14 protein-coding genes are annotated in these 13,180 nt (G+C 60.3%); 5 read left to right on the top strand and 9 right to left on the bottom strand.

Annotation, left to right across the window (positions count from 1 at the left end; genetic code table 11):
• From WKI89_RS06600 to WKI89_RS06620, 5 genes are all read right to left on the bottom strand, one after another.
• Positions 1-1,211, bottom strand: a 1,211-nt coding sequence (locus WKI89_RS06600; RefSeq protein ID WP_337868382.1) for an ABC transporter transmembrane domain-containing protein, incomplete at its 3' end; no start/stop codon positions are given.
• Positions 1,212-1,318: 107 nt separating this feature from the next.
• Positions 1,319-2,158 (bottom strand): hypothetical protein, encoded by an 840-nt coding sequence (locus tag WKI89_RS06605; protein ID WP_337868383.1) that lies wholly within the window; start codon positions 2,156-2,158, stop codon positions 1,319-1,321.
• A gap of 43 nt (positions 2,159-2,201) precedes the next feature.
• Positions 2,202-2,426, bottom strand: a complete 225-nt coding sequence (locus WKI89_RS06610; RefSeq protein ID WP_337868384.1) for a hypothetical protein — start codon at positions 2,424-2,426, stop codon at positions 2,202-2,204.
• Positions 2,427-2,490: 64 nt separating this feature from the next.
• A complete protein-coding gene (locus tag WKI89_RS06615) occupies positions 2,491-3,528 on the bottom strand; it encodes a M20/M25/M40 family metallo-hydrolase (protein WP_337868385.1) in 1,038 nt (345 codons plus the stop codon).
• Positions 3,529-4,182 carry a response regulator transcription factor gene (locus WKI89_RS06620; RefSeq protein WP_337868386.1) on the bottom strand — a complete coding sequence of 218 codons (654 nt, stop codon included), beginning with the start codon at positions 4,180-4,182 and terminating at the stop codon, positions 3,529-3,531. It lies immediately after the preceding gene.
• Between the two features lie 74 nt (positions 4,183-4,256).
• Between WKI89_RS06620 and WKI89_RS06625 the strand changes: the two genes are divergently transcribed.
• On the top strand, positions 4,257-4,586 hold the full coding sequence (locus tag WKI89_RS06625) for a multidrug efflux SMR transporter (RefSeq protein ID WP_337868486.1): 330 nt from the start codon (positions 4,257-4,259) through the stop codon (positions 4,584-4,586).
• A gap of 40 nt (positions 4,587-4,626) precedes the next feature.
• Here the strand turns inward: WKI89_RS06625 and WKI89_RS06630 are convergent, their stop codons facing one another.
• Positions 4,627-5,901: an ATP-dependent 6-phosphofructokinase gene (locus WKI89_RS06630; protein WP_337868387.1), complete on the bottom strand. Its 1,275-nt coding sequence runs from the start codon at positions 5,899-5,901 to the stop codon at positions 4,627-4,629.
• Positions 5,902-6,057: 156 nt separating this feature from the next.
• Here WKI89_RS06630 and WKI89_RS06635 point away from each other — a divergent pair, with 156 nt between their 5' ends.
• Positions 6,058-6,711 (top strand): response regulator transcription factor, encoded by a 654-nt coding sequence (locus WKI89_RS06635; protein WP_337868388.1) that lies wholly within the window; start codon positions 6,058-6,060, stop codon positions 6,709-6,711.
• Entirely contained in the window at positions 6,704-8,188 is a 1,485-nt protein-coding gene (locus tag WKI89_RS06640; RefSeq protein ID WP_337868389.1) for a PAS domain S-box protein, read from the top strand. The genes WKI89_RS06635 and WKI89_RS06640 overlap by 8 nt, the downstream gene beginning before the upstream one ends.
• Here WKI89_RS06640 and WKI89_RS06645 read toward each other — a convergent pair.
• Positions 8,172-8,552 (bottom strand): VOC family protein, encoded by a 381-nt coding sequence (locus WKI89_RS06645; RefSeq protein ID WP_337868390.1) that lies wholly within the window; start codon positions 8,550-8,552, stop codon positions 8,172-8,174. The genes WKI89_RS06640 and WKI89_RS06645 overlap by 17 nt on opposite strands.
• 87 nt (positions 8,553-8,639) lie before the next feature.
• Between WKI89_RS06645 and WKI89_RS06650 the strand changes: the two genes are divergently transcribed.
• Complete coding sequence (locus WKI89_RS06650) at positions 8,640-9,845, top strand: MgtC/SapB family protein (protein WP_337868391.1); 1,206 nt, start codon at positions 8,640-8,642, stop codon at positions 9,843-9,845.
• Positions 9,846-9,859: 14 nt separating this feature from the next.
• On the opposite strand, the gene WKI89_RS06655 is transcribed toward WKI89_RS06650, so the two are convergent.
• Together WKI89_RS06655 and WKI89_RS06660 are read right to left on the bottom strand one after the other, a co-directional pair.
• A complete protein-coding gene (locus WKI89_RS06655) occupies positions 9,860-10,702 on the bottom strand; it encodes an isoprenyl transferase (RefSeq protein ID WP_337868392.1) in 843 nt (280 codons plus the stop codon).
• Positions 10,703-10,821: 119 nt separating this feature from the next.
• The gene (locus tag WKI89_RS06660) at positions 10,822-11,208 is read right to left on the bottom strand and encodes a hypothetical protein (RefSeq protein ID WP_337868393.1); all 387 of its coding nucleotides are present in this window, start codon (positions 11,206-11,208) and stop codon (positions 10,822-10,824) included.
• Between the two features lie 394 nt (positions 11,209-11,602).
• Here WKI89_RS06660 and WKI89_RS06665 point away from each other — a divergent pair, with 394 nt between their 5' ends.
• Positions 11,603-13,132, top strand: a complete 1,530-nt coding sequence (locus tag WKI89_RS06665; RefSeq protein WP_337868394.1) for a serine protease — start codon at positions 11,603-11,605, stop codon at positions 13,130-13,132.
• Positions 13,133-13,180 lie beyond the last annotated feature (48 nt).

The following is a 13,180-nucleotide window of genomic DNA, read 5'->3' on the forward strand; positions in this document are numbered from 1 at the left end:
CACCCAGACGTAGGTAGCCACCAGGAGGGTTTCTGCGTCAAGATAGTACAGGGGGTGCTCTCTGTGGGTTTCCATAGCACCCCCTCTTTTTTACATCCCCTGGGGTAGGTCAAGTAGCACACGAAGGCATCTTCAAACTTGACCTCGCCCACCAAGCTAAGACCTTCAGCCGCCCCTCTCCCCCGAGATGGGGGTGAGGGGTCGGGGGAGAGGTGGTTAGAAGCAATCCGGGCCGGTTCGCGCCAGAACTCTTCCAGCCTTTTATAGCTGGTTGAGCCACGCTGGAAGATGGTGAGGGTCCAGCCCAATCCCACGATGGGCCAGCCCATCATCATCAGATAGGCGTTGAACTGTACAAACTGTCCGGCGGTCATCTCGCCTCGGATGACCATACCGCCGCCCATCCACAGCACGATCAGGGCAGCAGAGCCCATCAGCAGGCCCATCAAGGCCCGCACCGGGCCGTCCACGCGGGTCAGGGCCAGGCTCTTGGCGATGTAGTCCTTGTTGAGGGCTTGGAACGACTCGAGCTCGCGGTCTTCCAGGGCAAAGCCCTTGACCACCCGGATACCAGAGAAATTTTCTTGTGCGCGGGTGGAAATCTTGTCGAAGGACTCCTGGCTTTCGCGGTAGCGCCGATCAATCAGGCGCAAGACGTAGTACATGATCACAAAAATCGTAGGGAAGACCAGCGACAGGGCCAAGGCTAGCGGCACGCTCACTAGGTACATGGCTACGATAGCAAACACAATGAACATCAGCAGGCGGCTGCCCATGTTGATACCGCCCCCCAGCATCTCGCGCACCGCGCCCAGATCGGTGGTGAACTTGTTCATCAGGTCGCCGATGCGGTTTTTACCGTAGAAGTAGCTGTCCAGCGAGAGGGCCTTCTTGAACAGATCCATGCGCAGGTCGTGCTCGATGTAGCGGCTGGCCACCACTAAAAGCTGCCGGTTGGCCCAGGAGAAAAAGGCCGAAGCCACTGCTGCGCCAAAAATGGCCCAGACCCAGACCAGATAGGCCTCCCCGGCCTGAATTGCGTCAATGGCATGACGCAAAAAATAGGGCGACAAGGCCGCCACCCCCACGGAGGCAATTCCGGCCAGCATGCCCCACCAGTACTGGGGGCCATAGCGCCGCAGGTAAGGCATCAATGCTTTGAGGGGGCCGAATACTGACTGGTCAGTTCTGGGGGATGGGTCGGCTTGCATTTGCACCACTCTATTCCTCCGGGCGGTCTTGGAGCGTGAGCCTTTCCCTGTTTGAGGGGTCGCGGGGCCGGGATAGCCCCAAACAGGGGCACAGAAACCTAAGTCTATCAAATGCGGAGGTTCTTGGCTAGTTCATCTGCGACTTGGCGCCAGGGGGTTTCCAGGCCCACCATCCGCCAGGGCTTGGGCGGTTCCGATTTTTTCAGTAGTTTGCGCAAGGGGTTGGGCAAAGGCAGGTACTCGGGGTCATGCACGTACAGCAGTCCCTTAACCTTGCCCAGCCTCGAGAGGTAGCGGTGCATGCCGGCGGCCTCGAGGTCGGTCGGAAGCTCCAGCCCCAGTGCGAGGCTGGCGCCTTCCTGGCGAAGTTCGGCAGGGGCCTTGTCGGCCAGGAACAGGTTCAGCCCATGCTGGGCCAGCGCAGCCCGGAGGTCTGCCAGCCAGACCGGATCGTCGGTCAGCATGGGCTGGGTAACCAGCCCAATCAGATGGGTTCCGGGTTGCTTTGGGGGTTTGAAGGGGGGCTCGAGCAGGCGCTTGGTGCGTTCCAGGGCCCGCCGGGCCAGCATGGGGTTGCGGGTCAGGTTCTGCCCAATTTCCGCGGCCAGACCGGCCACCTCCGGCGAAAGCTCGGCGGGTACGGTCAGCGTCGGCGGCAGCCCTGGAACCAGTCGCCCCAGGGTCGCGGCCAGATCCACCATCCAGGGAGAAGGGCTGCCCTTGCGGTGCTCGATACCCAGTTGCACATCGGGCAGCAGCAAAAAATCTACCCCCTGGTTTTTCAAACTGAAGGCCTGTCCCAGCAACCGGCGGATCGGCAGGGGCATGGGAAGCTCGACCGAGTTCTCCTCCGGACGGACGGTTTCAACATCCAGCGCCTGCAAATAAGGCTCCCAGAAGGGCAGATAGCGGTGGCTCAACCAACAGTCGAGAAGACCAATGCGCACCGGATTATCCTAAGCGAGGGGACGCAGATGGGCAATCCGAGGCTCAGCCCACCCGCTCTGTGTCTGGTTTGACCAGTCCAGTGAGGGCTCCGGTCGGGGTCTGGGCCTGCAAAGGTGTTGGGTCTTTGGTGGGGGCCGACAAAAACTGGGTCAGGGCCTCGAGGCTCTCGAACTGGTAAAGCTGACCGCTCACCTGATCCTTGACCACAACCCAGGGGCCGCGCGCATCTTGCCACAGTTGCAACAAAAAGGTCTTGCTTTCCGACATAGCACCCTCTTGAGGCCAGAGGATAGCAAGACCGGCGTTATATCGTCGTTACAGTTTGCCGATTTCAGGCCTGGGCCAGCAGTTGCCGAACAAAACTGCGCAGGGCACGGGCTCCTAGTTGCAGGGATTCGGGCTCAACCCACTCCTCGGGGGTGTGCGCACCCCCCCCACGGTACACGCTCAACGTGATGGCCGGGATGCCCACTTCCACACCCGCCGAGCCATCGGTAGAGCCGGCGGTGAACTGGGCCTCGAGGCCCATCTCCAAAAAAGCCCGGCGGGCGGCTTCCAGCATGGCCGGGGTAGCGGTCATGCCCGCGGGGCGCTCACCCAAGACTTCAATTTCCAACCGAACGTTGAACCGGCGGGCTGCTTCCATCAAGGTTTCACGTACCTGGAGGGTCATGCGGCCCAATACCGAGGCTTCTAGTGCACGCAAATCCAGCTCGAAACCTACCTCGCCCGGGATGGCGTTGATGGCCTCGCCGCCCCACAGCTTGCCCACATTCAGGCTGGTATCGCCGGGGCGCTCGAGGGCGTACATCTGTGCAAGGGCCTGCCCCAGGGCCGGTACCGGTGAGGGCGCCTCGCGGTCGCCCCAGGCATGGCCGCCAGGGCCGATCAGATGGGCCCGCATCCGGTGCGAGCCGGCCGAGCGATGGACGATGCCGGGCAGATAGCCATCTACGGCGATCATCTGCTGGGGCTGCAGATGCTTCACCAGGTGCCGGGCCCCGCGCAGGTTGCCCAAACCCTCTTCGCCCACGCTAAAAGCCACCGTACAGCCCTGGGCTACCAGTTCCCCGGCCAGGGCCATCAAGACCGCTACCCCCGAGGAATTGTCCCCCACCGCCGGGCCATACCAGCGGTTTTTCTCCCGCCGCAAGGGTGTGGGGGTCAGAACGGTGTCAATGTGGGCGACCAACAGGGTAGGGCCATGGCCGGCCCAGACGTTGCCCAGTTCGTCGGTATAGGGCTCCAACCCCTGGGCCTGCAGGTTCCGGGCTACCCAGGCCCCGCGGGCGGCGTCGCCGCCGATTTCGGCAATCTCTCCCAGCAGCCTCACAGGATCGAGGGCAGTATGGGTGGTAAAGTCGCTCATTTACTGCTCGTCGCTCTTTTCTGCCAGCCCCTCGCGCAAAGCGTAGAGGGCCGCCTGGGTGCGGTTGTTGAGGTGGAGTTTCTGGAAGATGTCCGAAAGCCGGTTGCGCACGGTTTTTTCCGAGAGCGATAGCTCGGAGGCGATCTCGAGGTTGGTGTAGCCCTGGGCCACCAGGCGCAAAATCTGCACCTCGCGCTCGGAAAGCTCGGCATGGGCTTTAGGGGTGGTTTCCTGTTTGGCCTTGAAGTCCTGGATGATCTGCTCGGCCATCTCGGCATCCAGCAAGACCTCACCCTGATACACCCGCCGGATGGCCTCCAGAAGCTCCTTGGCATCCGCGTCCTTGAGCATATAGCCCCGTGCCCCGGCCTTCACCGCCTCAAAGACGTAGCCGTCCTGGCGGTACATGGTGAGCATAATGACCTTGGCCTGGGGCCATTCTTTTAGGATCTCCTGGGTGGCCTGCACACCGTCCAGGTTGGGCATCTGGATGTCCATCAGGATGATGTCGGGGTGGGCCTCGAGGGCGTGGCGCAGGGCTTCGCGCCCATCCTTGGCCTCGCCCATGACCTTAAAATCGGGTTCCGCTTCCAGAAGACTTTTGAGTCCCTGGCGAAAGAGGGCATGGTCGTCGGCGAGTAAGATGCGAATCATTGATATGTATTGTACACAGTAGCCCGACTCAAACGAGGGTGTAAGCACTGGGCATAACGTAATCTGGAGCAATGATGAACGGTTGGGTTTTACTGCTGCTGGCGATTGTGTCGGAAGTGATCGGCTCGACGGGTCTCAAGGCTTCGCAGGGCTTTAGCAAACTTCTGCCCTCTTTGGTGGTGGTGGTGGGCTATGCCAGTGCCTTCTACTTTCTGAGCTTGGCGCTCAAGACTATCCCGCTCAATACCGCCTATGCGGTCTGGTCGGGGCTGGGTACGGCCCTGATTGCGCTGCTGGGCTGGTGGGTGCTCAAAGAGCCCATGAACGGCGCCATTGCCCTGGGCATCGTGCTGATTATCGTGGGGGTGGTGGTGTTGAACCTGGCCTCGAGGGCGCAGGGATAGAGCTGATGGTCATGGCAGCTGCAAACGGTTTTTGCCTGCTTCACATGCCCCTAGGCTGCCCAGTGGCCCCCAAGACCTGCTGCCAGAGTTCGCTCTGAGGGTCAATTTGCTTGCGCTTTTGCGTAGCGAGTGCAAGGGGTACGTGGGTAAAGTGTTGATTCCAGTAGCCCACCATCATCTCGGTACGCCCACTCATACCGGCATGTACGGCATGTTGTCCTAGCGCAAGGCAATACTCCGAGTCCACCGCGTTGGCCGGTACGCTGCGGATGATGTAGCTGGGGTCAATGTATTTGATGGTGGTTTCCAGACCTTTTTGGTCGAAGTGGCGGGTTATGGCCTCCTTGAGGAAAAGCCCAATATCCTTGAGCTTGATGTTGCCCGAGGCATCTGTGGTGGTTTCCCCCTCGATCAAGTCCTGACCGGCCCCCTCGGCCAGAGCAATGACCGCATGGTGGCGGGTTCGCAGGCGTTCCTCCAGGGCCGCCAGAAAGCCTTCCAGGCTAAAGCGCACCTCCGGGACCAGGCAAAAGTTGACATCGGCGTTGGCCAGGGTGGCGTGGGCGGTGATGAAGCCGCTGTAGCGGCCCATTAGCTTGACCAGTCCGATGCCGTTGTAGGCTCCGCGGGCTTCGGCGTGGGCGGCTTCCAGCGCCCGGGTGGCTTCCTCTACAGCCGTGGCCACGCCAAAACTGCGTTCAATCCAGTGGATATCGTTGTCAATGGTCTTGGGAATGCCAATCACGCTGATAGGTAAGCCCCGCTTTTGCAGTTCTTGGGCCAGCGCCGAGGCTCCGCGCAGGGTGCCGTCCCCACCCACCGCAAACAGAATCCGTACACCCAGTTGCACCAAATGTTCAATCATGTCACCCGATTCCTGTGGCCCCCTCGAGGAGCCCAGCAAGGTGCCACCGTCGTCGTGGATGTCTTGCACCATCTCGGGGGTCAGGAGCAAGGGTTCGATGCCCTGGCTGGCCGCCACCCCGGCATAGCCGTAGCGGAACCCGTAGATGCGCTTCACGCCGTAGCTGTAGCTGAGGGTCATCACCACCGAACGAATCACGTCGTTCAGGCCGGGGCATAGCCCACCACAGGTCACGATGCCACAGGCAATTTCGGCGGGGTTGAAAAAAATGGTGCGGCGGGGGCCAGCCAACTCGAAAGTTATGGGTGGGTTTTGCAACTCGTCCAGCATAGAGGCCAGCAGTACCCGGCTGCTATCCTCTACGAAGACATCCCGCTGGCTTTGCAGGGGACTGGCGAAATGGCTTGTACCCAGGGTACGAATGTGGGTATTGGGAGAACCGTTTTGCACAGAGGCTATCTTATCCGTCGGTTGGGGCGGGGGCACAAGGGTCTTTAGCCCTCAAGCAGCCAGTGGATTTCGGTATAAGAGATGAAATTTCTTCTTCCCTGACGCAAGAAACCTATGTCTCTGGTGAGCCTGATAACCAAGGTGTACCCTGAGACTATGAGCAACCCCAACCCAAAGGCCAGTTTGGGGGTTTTGCTGGTAGACGACCATACCGTGGTGCGCCAGGGGTTGCGGATGTTTCTGGCAACCGATGAGGGGCTGCATGTGGTAGGTGAGGCCGAAAACGGGCAGGAAGCGTTGGATCGGGTAGCGCAATTGCGACCGGATGTGGTGTTGATGGATCTGCTGATGCCGGTGATGGATGGTGTGAGTGCCATTCGCCAGATCAAGGCCCGCTTTCCTGATGTGGAGGTAATTGCCTTGACCAGTGTTTTGGAAGACCAACTGGTGGTCGAAGCCATGCACGCGGGAGCTTCTGGTTATCTGCTCAAAGATACCCACCCCGAGGAATTGGTGGAGGCTATTCATGCGGCAGGTCGGGGCGAGGTGCGGCTGCATCCCGAGGCAGCCAAACGGCTCGCCCGCGAAGTGCGCACCCCCGAGATGCGTGAAGCCCTGACCCCCAGGGAAACCGAGATTTTGCGCATGGTGGGGCGGGGAATGTCCAACAAGCGAATTGCCCAGCAGCTCGAGCTTTCCGAACTGACCGTCAAGACCCACGTCTCTAACTTGCTTTCCAAGCTGGGGCTATCCTCGCGTACCCAGGCGGCTTTGTTTGCCATCCGGGAGGGGTTGGTTGGGCTTGAGTAACTTTTTGCATCGGCTCGAGGCCAAGACCCTGGCTGGATTTTTAGAGGCGACCCGCGACGCCATCCTAATTGCCTCATCCGAGCGCAAACTGGTCTACGCCAACCGTGCGGCCCAGGACTTGCTGGGCTATAGCCTGGAGGAGTTGCAGCAACTCGATATTCTGGACTGGATCGCACCCCCCTACCGCGAATGGGTGGCAGAACGCATCCGGCAGAACCGCACCGCCCAACCCGGCATTTTCGAGATTGCCTTGGTGCGGAAGGATGGAAGCTGGCGCTACGTGCGCTACGCCATCTTGTACCTAGAGATTGAGGGTCAGCGGTATGGTGCGGCCATTGCGCACGACATTACCGAAGCCCGTCAGAACTTGAAGAGCCTCGAGGCCCTCTACCTGGCCGACGAAAAGCTCTATGCTTCGCTCGAGCTCGATCAAGTGTTGCAAGCCCTAGCTGATGTGTGTGTAGATCTTTTGGGGGCAGACAAGAGCTGCATTCTGATCTGGGATGAAAACCACCAGCACCTGGTTACTCGAGCCCAGCGGGGTTTTACTTCCCAGTTCGTACAGGTCATGAACGAGTATTCTGGACGCGGCCTGATTGCCCATGCAGCCCGCAGCGGGGAGACGGTGGTGGTACAGGACACCTACCAGGATGCGCGGGTGGCCCGGCACATCACCGACCAAGAGGGTATTCGGGCCTTTATGCATATCCCTATTCGTCTGAATGGAGAATTATTTGGGGTTTTCAGCGTAGATAACCTACACCCCAACACCTTGGGTCATGAACAGCAGCGGGTTTTTTCCTCACTGGCGCGGCGGGCTGCCATGGCCATCCGCAACGCCCGCCTGTATGCCCAGGCCCAGGGTAAGGCGGCCCTGGAAGAGCGGCAAAAGCTGGCGCGCAACCTGCACGACTCGGTTTCGCAGGCCATCTACGGTATCGTGCTGGGGGTGCGCACCGCCCAAACCCAACTGGCCCGCAACCCCGAACTGGCCCCTGCCGCGCTGGACTTTGTGATGAACCTAGCCGAGGCCGCTACCGCCGAGATGCGGGCCTTGATCTTCGAACTGCGCCCAGAGTCGCTAGAGCAAGAAGGGTTGGTCGCGGCGCTTTCTAAGCAGGCAGCGGCAGCTAGGGCGCGCCACCAGCTTCGGCTCGAGGCCGAGCTGTGCCCCGAACCAGCCCTGAGCCTAGAGGCTAAAGAAGCCCTCTATCGCGTGGCCCAGGAAGCCCTCAACAACATCGCCAAGCACGCCAGGGCCAGCAAGGTTTTCCTGGGTCTGCACCAGGAAAATGGCACCGTGCAGCTCGAGATACGCGACGATGGCGTAGGCTTCGACAGCCAGCGCGAGTACCCCGGCCATCTGGGCCTGGTTTCCATGCGCGAGCGCATCGAGCGCCTAGGCGGTAGCTTCTGGTTGGAAAGTACCATGGGCGCAGGTACTACTGTGCGTGCTGTACTCAAGCTGGCCCACTAACCAACACCCAGATATTTTTGTCTGGGGTGCGTACCACCGCTTCCCAGCCTTGGTCGGTGGGGTGGGGGGTTTGTAGCCAGCTCAATTGGGTTTGGTGTTGGAGTCGCTGGTACAGTGCTTGCACATCGTTTACCCGTACCACCAGATCGGTGAACTGGCGGCTGGGTTGGGTGTGCAGCTCCAGTTGGTTTTTCCCATCGGGAAAACACAGCGTAGCGCTTTCAACATACTCTTTGGCCTCTTTGGGTGGATTCCTCGAGAGCAACTGAAAACCCAGGCTTTGATATAAGTTCAGGGCCGACTCGAGGTCGGGTACAAACAACACCACCCGTTCCAGACCCAGAAAAACAGCATTACACAACATAGAAGCCTCCTCGGTCGCTCCTCTACAGCTCGATTAATAGCTGGGCTGAGGGGCTTTGTCCTGCTGCAAAAGTTGTAGGGTAGAAAGGTGCAAGAGTTGCTGTGGCATTTGCTGGCCGCCACCCTGATTGGCTTTGCGGTGGGCCTCGAGCGCGAGCGTGCCAAGGTCGAGCGCCAGGGCTCGACCATCGGTGGGGTGCGCACCTTTACCCTGCTGGGCCTGCTGGGTGGGGTGGGCGCCCTCGGGCAAAACCAGTGGCTGCCCGTGGTGGGGCTGGCTGCGGTGGCGGGGCTGGCAGTGTACTCGCTCCGAAACAGCCGCGATGCTACCAGCCAGGTGGCCGCCCTGGTGGTGTATGTGCTGGGCGTGCTGTGTGGCCTGGGGATAGTACTGCCCGCGCTGTTCGCCGGGGCTTTGCTGTTGGGCTTTCTGGCCTTCCACGACGAGCTACACGCCTTCGCGGGTGGAATAGAGCGAAGCGAGGTGGAAGCGGCGGTGTTGCTGGCCCTGCTTCTGGGGGTGGTCTATCCTTTGCTGCCCGACGTCAACTATGGCCCCTATGGGGTATGGAACCCCCGCGAAATCTGGCAGGTAGTCTTGCTGGTGGCTGGGGTTAACTTTATGGGGTATCTGGCTCTGCGCTTGCTGGGCTCGAAGGGCTTGTGGGCAGCGGCCATACTGGGGGGGCTGGTTTCTTCTACTGCCGTTACCCTCTCGATGGTGACCCAAAGCCGGGCCAACCCCAGTAAAAACCTGCTCTGGGCCAGTGGGGCGGTGCTGGCCTCGCAGATGATGTTGGGGCGAATTCTGGTTTGGAGTGCCGCCATAGCGCCTGTTTTGCTGCAAAGGCTGTGGCCTGCGGTGTTGCTATGGTTGGTTTGGGGCCTGCTGGTGGCCTTCTGGCTGACCCGGCGCGACCCCAGCGAAGCCCAGCCGGTCTCGGTGCAGAATCCCCTGCAACTTCAGAGCGCCCTGCTTTTCGCGGGCGTCTATGCCCTGGTCAAGCTGCTGGCCAGGGTGGGCCTCGAGGTCTTTGGCAGTGCCGGGGTGTTTGTGGTGAGCGCTTTTTCGGGGGTGGCCGATGTGGATGCCATCACGCTCTCGCTGGCCCGGCTGGCGGCCAACGAGCAGCTAATGGTATCGGTGGCTTCCATTGCCATTGGGGTTGCTGCGCTGAGCAACACCGTGTTCAAAACCGCCCTGTCGTTTGGGGCTAAGGGATTGGGGGCATACGTGGCCCTTGGCCTGATACCAGGGGGTGTGCTGGCCTTGCTTGTTTTGCTTTTGATTTGATCCAATCCAGTACGCTACTTGCCAAACCTGCGCTCCCGCTTCTGGTAGTCGCGCACCGCCCGCAGAAAGTCCACCTTGCGGAAGGCGGGCCAGAAGGCATCGAAGAAGTAGTACTCGCTGTAGGCCGCCTGCCAGAGCAAAAAGCCCGAGAGCCGAATCTCGCCCGAGGTGCGGATGATAAAGTCGGGGTCGGGCACGCCGGCGGTATAGAGGCGCTCGGAGATGTGCTTCATATCCAGCTCGGCGGCCAGTTCTTCCGGCGACTTGCCGGTCTGGGCCGCTTCCAGCAGCAGGCTCTTGACAGCATCTACAATTTCTTCCCGTCCACCGTAGCCCATGGCAATGTTCAGGAGCATGCCGTTGTGGTGCTCGGTGGCCTTCTCCAGTTCTTCCAGGGCCTCCAACACCTTGGGGGGGAAGCGGTCGTGCCGCCCGATCACCTTGACCCGCACCTCGTTGGCATGGATGCGCGGGTCCTGGGCCATGCGCTTGGCTTCCTGCACGAAGAGCTGCATGAGGGTTTCTACCTCGGTCTGGCTGCGGTTGAAATTGTCGGTGGAAAAAACCCAGATGGTCACGGTAGGAATCCTGAGCTCGAGGCACCACTCCAAGACTTCGTAGGCTTTTTGTACCCCGAATTCGTGGCCTTCGTGCCCTTCCAAACCCAATTCCTTGGCAAAACGACGGTTGCCGTCCAGGATCATCCCCAGGTGCTTGGGGGCATGGCCCTGGCGTACCTCGGCCTCGACCCGTTTCTCGTACCACCAGTAGAGCGGCTTAAGCGCCGCCCCAAAGAGCTGTACGAGTTGTTGTCGAAGCGAACTTTTGGGAACGCGCACCGGTGTAGTTGCCGCCATGAACCACCTCAACCCATCTATCTTAGCGAGAAGTCCGCAGATAAGGTGTGAAAGTGGGCCAAGATCTTTCGAGACCGGCAAAATCCCTGCCAAGAACCACAGGGCAAACCCACCCTTGTTCAGCGCCGCAAACGATCTACCTTTAGCACAAAGCTCATCACAAAATTGCCATGTTTGGGGCTGCTCATCTGGATACTACTGCCCTGCAAGGTGAGGCTGGAGTTGCTCAGGGCCGTAATGGTTACGCTACCGCTGCCCCCCCAGCTTTTGCGGTTGTTGGGGTTGCGGTCGTCCAGATAGCTCAGGGTGCCCCGAACCTGGGGGTTGAGGGGATCGCCAATGCGGTAGGTCTGCCCTGGCTTGAGCGGCCCTTTGAGGTCAACGGAAAGAATGCGGGGGGCATAGGGGGGAGGGTTGCTGCCGGGATCGGCAAAAAAGTGGAGGCTGACTCGAGCCCGATCCCCGAACACATCGCCCGTTACCCGAATCTGGCGTTGTACAGGCAACTTGCCCAGATCGTATCCGCGTACCTGAAGCCTGAAACTCCCCCCCGTGGCAGGTGTAAGTCCCGTCTGTGCTAGGGCCATTGCCGCCAAGACCCATCCGACGCTCCATAATCTGGTCATGCTCCCAGGTAAACAGAGGGTTGGCTGAGGCACATGAAAGTTGTGTGCAGACTTCTTGATTTTGCCGTGGTTCCATGGGCACAACCGTTCTAGGCGCGCGGAACCTACCGCTCTAGCAACACCAACTAAGGTTTTGCTCTCCTGACCCATAGAAAATCTGTTCGAGAAGCACTTTTCGATATCTGCTGTGCAAATAAACCAACCTTTGCCCCAGAATCCTCTAATTTTTTAGATACAACGCTATATAGGCGTGCCTAATGACGTGGAGGTTCGTATGAAACCTGGGGGGTTTGGTCGCATAAGCCTGGTCTGTTTGGTGGTTTTTTGGATGGGAGGGGCTGTCCTGGCCCAAACCTTGCCGCGCGAGGTGCGCGAACGCATCATCGCGGCCACGGTGTTCATCACCTACCCCACAGGCAACAACTCGGCCAGCGTCGGTTCGGGTACCCTGATTAGCCCACAGGGTTTTATCCTGACCAACTATCACGTGATCGGCGATATTCAGAACCGCCAAATTGCCCCGCGCATTTTTGTGGGTACCATCCGCTTTGTGGATCAGCCCCCCGAGGTGCGTTTTCTGGCCGATGTGGTGGCTGCCGACCCCAACCTCGATATGGCCATTTTGCGCATCACCCGCACGTCCAACGGCCAGCCTATTGGCAATGTGGCCTTCCCGGCTGTGCCCATCGGTGATTCCAACAAGCTGATTGTGGGGGACCCCATCTATGTCTTTGGATTTCAAGGAACGGGGGGTAACACCCTCACCTTCTCGAGCGGCGCGGTGGGGGGTTTTACCGGCGAAGATATGGAGAGCGGGGGCAAGCAGTGGATCAAGCACGACGCCCAGACCGGTCCTGGTAACTCGGGGGGTGGCATTTACAACCAGGATGGGGAATTAGTGGGCATTCATACCCGTGGGGTGTCGGGGCAGGGGAACTCCCGCACCGCCTTCATGCGCCCCTCGGCCCTGGCCTGGGGCTTGGTGGGCCCCAACGTGGCGGGGCTGGTGAACCGGGCTCCCGCTGCCAGCACCCCCCAACCCCAAACCGCCACCGCGACCGCCTGGCCCCCAGCCATCAACACCGGCCAGACCTGGCAGGTGCGGGTGCAGGGTGGCCAGTGGACCGGGGAGTGGTCGGTGGTGGTGGGGCCGAAAGATGCGGATGGGGACTTTGAAGCGACGGCCAGCCTGGGGAGCCGCCGCACCGAGGCCCTGTTTTTCCAGCAAGACAACATCTTGCGCCTGAATATTGGCGACAAGTATCCGCTGGCCCGCTGCCGCTTCGACCCGCAAAACGGGAGTGGGGCCATCCAGGGCAAGCTGTTCGTGTTCAAAGATGCCAACAGCGATGCCGAAGAGATTGGAACCTGTGTGGCCAGCCAGCGGGGTGCTCAGGCCGTTCAGCCGGTGCAACCCCAGCAACCCCAGGCCGCAGCCTGGCCTCCTCGCTTGGCCGTGGGGCAGCGCTGGCAGCTCAGCGTGAGCGGAAAAGACCTGGAGGATGGCGGTACCGTTACCCTCTCCGAACGCGACAGCGATGGCGACCCCAAAGGTACGGTGGTCTTCAAGGAAAACTTCAAGATGGTGGCCTACTTCTACATGAGCCGCAGCGGGGCTGCCTTCCTGGATATGACCGTTCCGGACGGCGCCGAGAGCCACCGAGCCTGGTGGCGTTGCCGCTTTGACCAGCAGGGCAACGCGGCGAACCTCAAGGGAACCCTCCAGACCTTCAAGACCGACGCCAACGGTCAGATTAGCGACCTCAAGGACGTGGGGGCCTGTACGGCTACGCTGAGTAGGTAGCAACTCGAGCTAGCCGGGAAAAGCAGCAGCTCAACTTCTCTTACTGCC

Origin of the sequence: Meiothermus sp., assembly GCF_037443965.1 — a bacterium.
Lineage (GTDB): Bacteria > Deinococcota > Deinococci > Deinococcales > Thermaceae > Meiothermus.

Coding starts and splice junctions, on each gene's coding strand:
- WKI89_RS06625 (WP_337868486.1), top strand. CDS start 4,257: ATGAACGGTTGGGTTTTACTGCTGCTGGCGATTGTGTCGGAAGTGATC.
- WKI89_RS06620 (WP_337868386.1), bottom strand. CDS start 4,182: ATGATTCGCATCTTACTCGCCGACGACCATGCCCTCTTTCGCCAGGGA.
- WKI89_RS06645 (WP_337868390.1), bottom strand. CDS start 8,552: ATGTTGTGTAATGCTGTTTTTCTGGGTCTGGAACGGGTGGTGTTGTTT.
- WKI89_RS06615 (WP_337868385.1), bottom strand. CDS start 3,528: ATGAGCGACTTTACCACCCATACTGCCCTCGATCCTGTGAGGCTGCTG.
- WKI89_RS06610 (WP_337868384.1), bottom strand. CDS start 2,426: ATGTCGGAAAGCAAGACCTTTTTGTTGCAACTGTGGCAAGATGCGCGC.
- WKI89_RS06665 (WP_337868394.1), top strand. CDS start 11,603: ATGAAACCTGGGGGGTTTGGTCGCATAAGCCTGGTCTGTTTGGTGGTT.
- WKI89_RS06655 (WP_337868392.1), bottom strand. CDS start 10,702: ATGGCGGCAACTACACCGGTGCGCGTTCCCAAAAGTTCGCTTCGACAA.
- WKI89_RS06635 (WP_337868388.1), top strand. CDS start 6,058: ATGAGCAACCCCAACCCAAAGGCCAGTTTGGGGGTTTTGCTGGTAGAC.